The sequence below is a fragment of the Pseudomonas sp. genome (genome assembly GCF_051660785.1).
Taxonomy (GTDB): Bacteria; Pseudomonadota; Gammaproteobacteria; order Pseudomonadales; family Pseudomonadaceae; genus Aquipseudomonas.
In genome coordinates, this window is record NZ_JBOFQE010000063.1 from 1 (window position 1) to 8652 (window position 8652).

7 protein-coding genes are annotated in these 8652 nt (G+C 60.2%); 6 read left to right on the plus strand and 1 reads right to left on the minus strand.

The features are described 5' to 3' along the window. Nucleotides 1–122: 122 nt before the first annotated feature. A complete protein-coding gene (locus tag ACRC4F_RS17640; RefSeq protein ID WP_438660506.1) occupies nucleotides 123–1073 on the minus strand; it encodes a DUF1853 family protein in 951 nt (316 codons plus the stop codon). A 123-nt stretch (nucleotides 1074–1196) separates the two neighbouring features. Between ACRC4F_RS17640 and ACRC4F_RS17645 the strand changes: the two genes are divergently transcribed. From ACRC4F_RS17645 to pepN, 6 genes are read left to right on the plus strand one after another with little or no spacing between them, the layout of a single operon-like run. Next, nucleotides 1197–2087: an NAD(+) kinase gene (locus ACRC4F_RS17645; protein WP_010459816.1), complete on the plus strand. Its 891-nt coding sequence runs from the start codon at nucleotides 1197–1199 to the stop codon at nucleotides 2085–2087. Beyond that, nucleotides 2084–3058 (plus strand): metallophosphoesterase, encoded by a 975-nt coding sequence (locus ACRC4F_RS17650; protein ID WP_438660509.1) that lies wholly within the window; start codon nucleotides 2084–2086, stop codon nucleotides 3056–3058. The genes ACRC4F_RS17645 and ACRC4F_RS17650 overlap by 4 nt, the downstream gene beginning before the upstream one ends. Then, nucleotides 3055–3924 carry a rhomboid family intramembrane serine protease gene (locus ACRC4F_RS17655; protein ID WP_438660507.1) on the plus strand — a complete coding sequence of 290 codons (870 nt, stop codon included), beginning with the start codon at nucleotides 3055–3057 and terminating at the stop codon, nucleotides 3922–3924. Before ACRC4F_RS17650 ends, ACRC4F_RS17655 begins: the two co-directional genes overlap by 4 nt. Before the next feature lie 31 nt (nucleotides 3925–3955). Beyond that, nucleotides 3956–4216 (plus strand): YeaC family protein, encoded by a 261-nt coding sequence (locus tag ACRC4F_RS17660; RefSeq protein ID WP_090183249.1) that lies wholly within the window; start codon nucleotides 3956–3958, stop codon nucleotides 4214–4216. Then, complete coding sequence (locus ACRC4F_RS17665) at nucleotides 4213–5043, plus strand: DUF2797 domain-containing protein (RefSeq protein ID WP_438660510.1); 831 nt, start codon at nucleotides 4213–4215, stop codon at nucleotides 5041–5043. The genes ACRC4F_RS17660 and ACRC4F_RS17665 overlap by 4 nt, the downstream gene beginning before the upstream one ends. A 10-nt stretch (nucleotides 5044–5053) precedes the next feature. Then, on the plus strand, nucleotides 5054–7711 hold the full coding sequence (gene pepN, locus ACRC4F_RS17670; protein ID WP_438660508.1) for an aminopeptidase N: 2658 nt from the start codon (nucleotides 5054–5056) through the stop codon (nucleotides 7709–7711). Nucleotides 7712–8652: the final 941 nt, after the last annotated feature.

Genomic DNA, 8652 nt, shown 5'->3' on the forward strand with positions numbered 1-8652 from the left:
GCACCGCCGCTCCCACAGGTTTTGTGCCGTTCTCCCATTTTGCATTCGACATAAACCCTGTGGGAGCGGCGGTGCGACGATTCGACTTGCCCGCGATGAGGCCGGTCCATTCACCCGAAATATCAGCCACTGCCCGGCACATTCGGCCAAAGATCCGCCACCAGAAACAAGCGCTCCGCTTCCTCCCAATCCCCGTCCGCATTCTCGATCAGCCGCACCATCAACTGCGCCGGGGCCAAAGGCTCCAGATCGCTGAGCCACGCTTCCAGTTGCTCGATATTCCAGGTCTGCTCCACCGGATAATGCGCCGGCGCCAGCCAGGCATGGCGGGGCAGGGGTTGCCAGCGGCCGAACGGGCGTTGCACGACAAAATCCGCCCAGTCCTTCTGATGCAGCCAGCTGCCGCGCAAGTGCTGAGGATGCGCGCCGTTGGGTGGCTCAGCTTGTCCTGGCCACGGATACAGCAGGTAGCCGCCCAGCCACAGGTGCGCGCTGAACTGCTGAATATCCAGCGCCGCCAACACCTCGCGACTTTCTGGTCGAGCGGAAATCGGTAATTGATGCTGCGCCAGATGCGCCAGTTTGCGGTCCAGCCGATCGTGACAACCCGGCCCGAGCCACTGCGCCGTGTCGTGTCCGTCGCCATTCTGCGGGCCCAGATAAAGTTTGATCGCCAGTTCCAGGTGATGCACACCGTCGCGGTCGCGCAGCAGCATGTCCAGCTCACCCAGCGTGTGGCCTTCGCGGCGGATCGGCATGTTGGCGGCAATCAGATCGATACCCGGCGCATGGCGCACGGCGTATTGCCACAGCCGTTCGTAATACAGGCCCAGCCGCCGGGTCCGGGCCTGTGCCAGCCAGTGCAGCAAGTCATAACTGTCGCGATCGAGTTGCCTCAGCCACTGTTCCAGTCGCTCCGGTGCCTGCACCCATTCGCTGCCGGCCAGCGGATGGCGCTGCGGCCACGGGGTGATGTCGAGCATCGGCGGCGCGAGGATGACCCAGGCCAGGTCGCGCACTTCGGGGTGGCGCAACTGGTGGGGTAACTGGAGCAAATCGGGAAATAGGATCATCTTGCGAGCATAGCCCTAAACATGAGGACACCCTTGTGGCTGAAAGGATTTTGTCTATCCCGCGCTTTCGCCCATAATCGTGTTTTTCGCCGTCGCAGGCCCCCGCATCCTGATAGGAGCCACATGGAGCAATTTCGTAATATCGGCATCATCGGTCGCCTGGGCAGTTCGCAGGTGCTGGATACCGTCCGCCGACTGAAACGGTTTCTGCTCGATCGTCACCTGCACGTGATCCTCGAAGACACCATCGCCGAGGTCCTGCCGGGTCATGGTCTGCAAACCTCGTCACGCAAGATGCTCGGTGAAGTATGTGACATGGTGATTGTGGTCGGCGGTGACGGCAGCCTGCTCGGCGCCGCGCGTGCCCTGGCCCGACACAATATCCCGGTGCTCGGCATCAACCGTGGCAGCCTCGGTTTCCTGACCGATATTCGCCCGGATGAGCTGGAAGTCAAAGTCGCCGAAGTGCTCGACGGCCACTATCTGGTGGAAAACCGCTTTCTGCTGCAAGCCGAAGTCCGACGCCACGCCGAGGCCATCGGCCAGGGCGACGCGCTGAACGACGTAGTGCTGCACCCCGGCAAGTCGACGCGGATGATCGAGTTCGAGTTGTACATCGACGGCCAGTTCGTCTGTAGCCAGAAGGCCGACGGCCTGATCGTCGCCACGCCCACCGGTTCGACCGCCTACGCGCTGTCGGCGGGCGGGCCGATCATGCATCCCAAGCTCGACGCTATTGTGATTGTGCCGATGTACCCCCATACCTTGTCGGGCAGGCCGATTGTGGTCGATGGCAACAGTGAGCTGAAAATCGTCGTGTCCAAAGATATGCAGATTTACCCGCAAGTCTCCTGTGACGGGCAGAACCATTTCACCTGCGCGCCGGGCGACACCATCACCATCAGCAAAAAAGCCCAGAAGCTGCGGCTGATTCACCCGCTTGACCACAACTACTATGAGGTCTGCCGGACCAAGCTTGGCTGGGGCAGCCGGTTGGGTGGTGGAGGCGACTGATGCTCGATCCCGCGCGTAGCTACGACCTGATCGGTGACGTGCACGGTTGCGCTCTGACCCTTGAGCACTTGCTCGACCGGCTCGGTTATCACAAACAAGGTGGCGTCTGGCGGCATCCGTCGCGCATGGCGGTGTTCGTCGGCGACATCATCGACCGCGGCCCGCGGATTCGCGAGGCGCTGCACATCGTCCACGACATGGTCGAGGCCGGTCAGGCGCTGTGCATCATGGGCAACCATGAGTTCAACGCCCTCGGTTGGGCCACACCGGCGCCACCGGGCAGCGGCAAGCAGTTTGTGCGCGAACACACGCCACGCCACGCGCGCCTGCTGGGTGAAACCCTGACGCAATTTGAAGATCACCCGGGTGACTGGCATGACTTCCAGCAATGGTTCTACAAGTTGCCATTGTTCGTCGATGCCGGACGATTCCGCGTGGTGCACGCCTGCTGGGATTCCGGCTTGATCGAACCGCTGCGCGCGCTGTTCCCTGACGGGTGCGTCGATGAACATTTCCTCCAGGCCTCGGCCGTACCGGGCAGTTTTGCCTGCACCGTGTTCGATCGCCTGCTACGCGGCACTGACATGCGTCTGCCGCACGGGTTGACGATGACCAGCGGCGATGGCCTGACGCGGTCGTTCTTCCGCACCAAGTTCTGGGAAGACGACCCGCAAACTTACGGAGACATTGTGTTCCAGCCCGACGCCTTGCCCGAACCCGTGGCCCAGACGCCACTGACGTCCAGCGAAAAAAATACCCTGCTGCGTTACGGCATCGATGAGCCGCTGTTGTTCGTCGGGCATTACTGGCGCAGCGGCAAACCGGCGCCAATCCGTCCGAACCTGGCCTGCCTGGATTACAGCGCGGTGCTCTACGGCAAACTGGTCGCCTATCGCCTGGATGAGGAAACCCGTCTCGACCCGCATAAATTTGTCTGGGTCGATGTCGAGCGGCCGGAGGTGCTGCAATGAGTACCGTTGCCGTTTTACGCCTGCCGCTGGCGGTGGATTTGAGCGGGTTCGTCAAACTGCTGCAACGCATGCAGGTGCCGCATCGGGTCAGCGAAGAGTCGGGCGAGCAGGTGCTCTGGGTGCCGGCCAATATCAGCGAAGACGTCCGTTCCTTGTATGAACGTTTTCCGGCGGGCGACCCTGATCAGCAACTGGACATCCCGGTCGCGCAAACGACCAAACGGCCCGGTTTCGTCGAGCAGATGCGTCATGCCAAGGCGACAGGGCTGGTGTTGCTGCTTAGCCTGATTGTCGGCGCGGTGACGCTGTTGGGCGAAAACCTCGACACGATGCGCTGGCTGACCTTCCTTGATTTCCGCATCGTCGGCGAATACATCCATTTCGTGCCCCTGGCTGACAGCCTGGCGGCGGGGCAGTGGTGGCGCCTGGTGACGCCGATGCTGATCCACTTCGGCATCCTGCACCTGGCCATGAACGGCATGTGGTACTGGGAGCTGGGGCGGCGCATCGAGTCGCGCCAGGGCAGCATCAACCTGATCGGCCTGACCCTGTTGTTCAGTCTGGTTTCCAATTACACCCAGTTTGTTTTCAGCGGCCCGACCTTGTTCGGCGGGTTGTCCGGTGTGCTGTACGGCTTGCTCGGGCATTGCTGGATTTTCCAGTTGTTGTCGCCGAACCCTGCTTATCGCCTGCCGCGCGGCGTGCTGGTGATGATGCTGGTGTGGCTGGTGCTGTGCCTGTCGGGGCTGGTCTCGATGATCGGTTTTGGTGAAATAGCCAACGCGGCCCACGTCAGCGGGTTGCTCGTCGGATGCTTGAGCGGTTTGTTGGGTGGTTTGTACAACCGCCGTAAACTGGCCGTCTAAATCAGTTATGTATTAAAGAGCGGAGCCCTTGATGTCCTCTTTTAACGAAATGATTCAAAACATCACCCCCGATATCTACCAGAGCCTGAAACTGGCGGTGGAAATCGGCAAATGGTCCGACGGTGGCAAACTCACCGCCGAGCAACGCGAACTGTCGTTGCAAGCGATGATCGCCTGGGAAATCCAGAACCTGCCCGAGGAAGAGCGTACCGGCTACATGGGCCCGCAGGAATGCAGTTCGAAGTCGATCAGCGTACCGAACATCCTGTTCAAGTCGGATGCCGTCCATTGATCGAGATTGGCCGCGGTGCAATCAGCAAAATGTCGGCACGCCTTGACGGGCCGGACGTGCAATACGCGTTTCGTCTGGATGACGTCGAGGTGCCCGTCAATCCATTGATCGGCTCCACGGTGCGTCTGGAGTATCTGGGGGCGATCCATTGTTCCCATTGCGGGCGCAAGACCAAAACCAGTTTCAGCCAGGGTTATTGCTACCCGTGCATGACCAAACTGGCCCAGTGCGATCTCTGCATCATGAGCCCGGAGCGTTGCCACTACGACGCTGGCACGTGCCGTGAGCCGGAGTGGGGCGAGAAGTTCTGCATGACCGATCACATTGTGTATCTGTCGAACTCCTCCGGGGTGAAGGTCGGAATCACCCGCGCCACCCAGTTGCCGACTCGCTGGATCGACCAGGGCGCCCGTCAGGCGTTGCCGATCATGCGTGTCTCGACCCGCCAGCAATCGGGGTTTGTCGAAGACCTGTTCCGCAGCCAGGTGGCGGACAAGACCAACTGGCGTGCTTTACTCAAGGGCGACGCGGTGTCGGTGAACCTGGCCGAGGTTCGCGACCGGTTGTTCGACAGCTGTGCCGAAGGCTTGCAAGGTTTGCAGGAACGATTCGGCCTACAAGCAATCCAGACTATTGCCGATGTAGACGTCCTCGAAATCCGCTATCCGGTCGAGCAATACCCGGCCAAAATCGTCAGCTTCAACCTGGACAAGAATCCGATTGCCGAAGGCACGCTGTTGGGGATCAAGGGCCAGTACCTGATTTTCGACACCGGCGTGATCAATATTCGTAAATACACGGCTTATCAGCTCGCCGTGCATCAGTAAGGACTCCAGCATGCGCACCGAACAACCGAAGATGATTTACCTGAAGGACTATCAGGCGCCCGAATACCTGATCGACGAGACGCACCTGACCTTCGAGTTGTACGAGGACCACAGCCTGGTCCATGCGCAACTGGTGATGCGCCGCAATCCCGAGCGTGGCCCGGGCCTGCCGCCGCTGGTGCTGGATGGCCAGCAGCTCGAACTGCTGTCGGTCACCCTGGCCGACAACGAGTTGAGCGACGCTGATTATCAGCTGACGGAAAACCACCTGACCCTGCATCCGACCAGCACCACGTTCACGGTCGATACCAGCGTCAAAATCCACCCGGAAACCAACACTGCACTGGAAGGCCTGTACAAATCCGGCACGATGTTCTGCACCCAGTGCGAGGCCGAAGGTTTCCGCAAGATCACCTATTACCTCGACCGCCCGGACGTGATGAGCACCTTCACCACCACGGTGGTCGCCGAGCAGCACAGCTATCCGGTGTTGCTGTCCAACGGCAACCCGATTGCCTCAGGTCCCGGCGAAGACGGCCGGCACTGGGCGACCTGGGAAGATCCGTTCAAGAAACCGGCGTACCTGTTCGCGCTGGTGGCCGGTGACTTGTGGTGCGTCGAAGACACCTTCACCACCATGAGCGAGCGCTCGGTGGCGCTGCGCATTTACGTCGAGCCGGAAAACATCGACAAGTGCCAGCACGCGATGAACAGCCTGAAGAAGTCCATGCGCTGGGACGAAGAGGTTTACGGTCGAGAGTACGATCTGGACATCTTCATGATTGTCGCGGTGAACGACTTCAACATGGGCGCCATGGAGAACAAGGGCCTCAATATCTTCAACTCCAGCGCCGTTCTGGCCCGCGCCGAAACCGCGACTGACGCCGCGCATCAGCGTGTCGAAGCGATCGTTGCCCACGAGTACTTCCACAACTGGTCGGGCAACCGCGTGACCTGCCGCGACTGGTTCCAGTTGTCGCTCAAGGAAGGCTTCACCGTGTTCCGTGATTCCGGCTTCTCCGCCGACATGAACTCGGCGACCGTGAAGCGCATCCAGGACGTGGCGTACCTGCGTACCCATCAGTTTGCCGAAGACGCAGGTCCCATGGCTCACGCCGTGCGCCCGGACAGTTTCATCGAGATTTCCAACTTCTATACCCTGACCGTGTATGAAAAGGGCTCGGAAGTGGTCGGCATGATCCACACCTTGCTCGGCGCCGAAGGCTTCCGCAAAGGCAGCGACCTGTACTTCGAACGTCATGACGGCCAGGCCGTGACCTGCGATGACTTCATCAAAGCCATGGAAGATGCCAACGGGGTCGACCTGACCCAGTTCAAACGCTGGTACAGCCAGGCCGGTACACCGCGTCTGGCGGTGAGCGAGTCTTACGACGCAGCAGCGAAAACCTACAGCCTGACCTTCCGCCAGAGCTGCCCGGCAACGCCGGACAAGGTTGAAAAACTGCCGTTCGTGATTCCTGTGGAACTGGGCCTGCTGGACTCCAAAGGCGCGGCCATTGCGTTGCGTCTTACCGGTGAAGACCGTGATCAGGGCACCTCGCGAGTCATTTCGGTGATTGAAGCCGAGCAGACCTTCACTTTTGTCGACATCGCTGAACAGCCGCTGCCCTCGTTGCTGCGTGGCTTCTCTGCACCGGTGAAACTGAGCTTCCCGTATAACCGCGATCAACTGATGTTCCTGATGCAGCACGACAGCGACGGTTTCAACCGCTGGGATGCCGGCCAGCAACTGTCGGTGCAGGTACTGCAAGAGCTGATCGCTCAGCAGCAGAAGGGCGAGAAACTGGTGCTGGATCAGCGCCTGATTTCCGCCTTGCGTACCGTGCTGTCCGACGAGACGCTGGATCAGGCGATGGTTGCGGAAATGCTTTCGCTGCCGGGCGAGGCGTACCTGACTGAAATCAGTGAAGTGGCTGATGTCGATGCCATCCATATTGCTCGCGAGTTTGCTCGTAAGCAGTTGGCTGAAGGTTTGTTCGAGGCGTTGTGGCTGCGTTATCAGGCCAACCGCGATCTGTCGAAGAAAACCCCGTATGTGGCCGAGGCCGAACATTTCGCACGTCGCGCGTTGCAGAACATTGCGCTGTCGTACCTGATGCTCAGTGGCAAACCGGAAGTGCTGGCTGCCACGCTTGAGCAGTTTGAGACTAGCGACAACATGACCGAGCGCCTGACGGCGTTGGCGGTGTTGGTCAATTCTTCATTCGAAGAGGACAAAGCCAAGGCGCTGGGGAATTTTGCCGAGCACTTCAAGGACAACCCGCTGGTCATGGATCAATGGTTCAGTGTCCAGGCGGGCAGCACGTTGCCGGGTGGTCTGGAGCGTGTTCGTCAGTTGATGGGGCATCCGGCGTTCAACATCAAGAACCCGAACAAGGTGCGGGCATTGGTCGGTGCGTTTGCCGGGCAGAATCTGATCAACTTCCATGCGGCTGATGGTTCGGGGTATCGCTTCCTGGCGGATCTGGTGATTGAGTTGAACGGGTTTAATCCGCAGATCGCTTCCCGGCAGTTGGCGCCGTTGACTCGCTGGCGCAAATACGACGATGCGCGTCAGGCGTTGATGAAGGGTGAGCTGGAGCGGATTCGTGCTTCGGGTCAGTTGTCCAGTGATGTGTTTGAAGTGGTCAGCAAGAGCCTGGCTTGAGTTTGGCTTTGCTCCTCAGGGTTCACTTGGGTCCTGGGGAGTTGGCTTGTCTGTGGCGGCCTTCGGGCCGACCATGTTCTTGTTGGTTGTGTACATATCCATTCCTGCGGTAACGGCGGCTGGCGGTTTCGCCCTTACGGCGACTCACTTTTTTTCAAACGCCAAAAAAAGTAAGCAAAAAAGGCTCGCCCCAAGCGTCCGGCCCCTCGCTGAGGCTCGGCGTTCCTTCGCTCCGATATCCATCCGGGGACACTGCCCTCCGGTTGGCTTCGCTGCACCTACATGCAGCGTGTTCGACTGCGTCGAACGGCGCTACGCGCCACTCCCCGGATGAACACCTCCGCTCAGCCTCCCGAAAGGGGCGGGCAGATCAACATCAAAAGCAAGATCAAAAGCTGAAGGCGAGCTAACGCTCGGCCTGATGAGTGGTGAGAAGCAAAAGCCGTACGCCGATCCATTGTGGGAGCTGGCCTGCCAGCGATGGCGGCCTGCCAGCCGACCAATTTCTTGCAAATGTACCCCGACCCCCTGTGGGACCTGGCCTGCCAGCGATGGCGGCCTGCCGGCCGACCAATTTCTTGCAAATGTACCCCGACCCCCTGTGGGGGCTGGCTTGCCAGCGATGGCGGCCTGCCAGCCGACCAATTTCTTGCAGATGTACCCCGACCCCCTGTGGGAGCTGGCCTGCCAGCGATGGCGGCCTGCCAGCCGACCAATTTCTTGCAGATGTACCCCGACCCCCTGTGGGAGCTGGCCTGCCAGCGATGGCGGCCTGACAGCCGACCAATATCTTGCAGATGTACACCAAAACCTTGTGGGAGCTGGCTTGCCAGCGATGGCGGCCTGCCAGCCGACCAATTTCTTGCAGATGTACCCCGACCCCCTGTGGGAGCTGGCCTGCCAGCGATCGCGGCCTCACAGCCGACCAATCTCTTACAGGT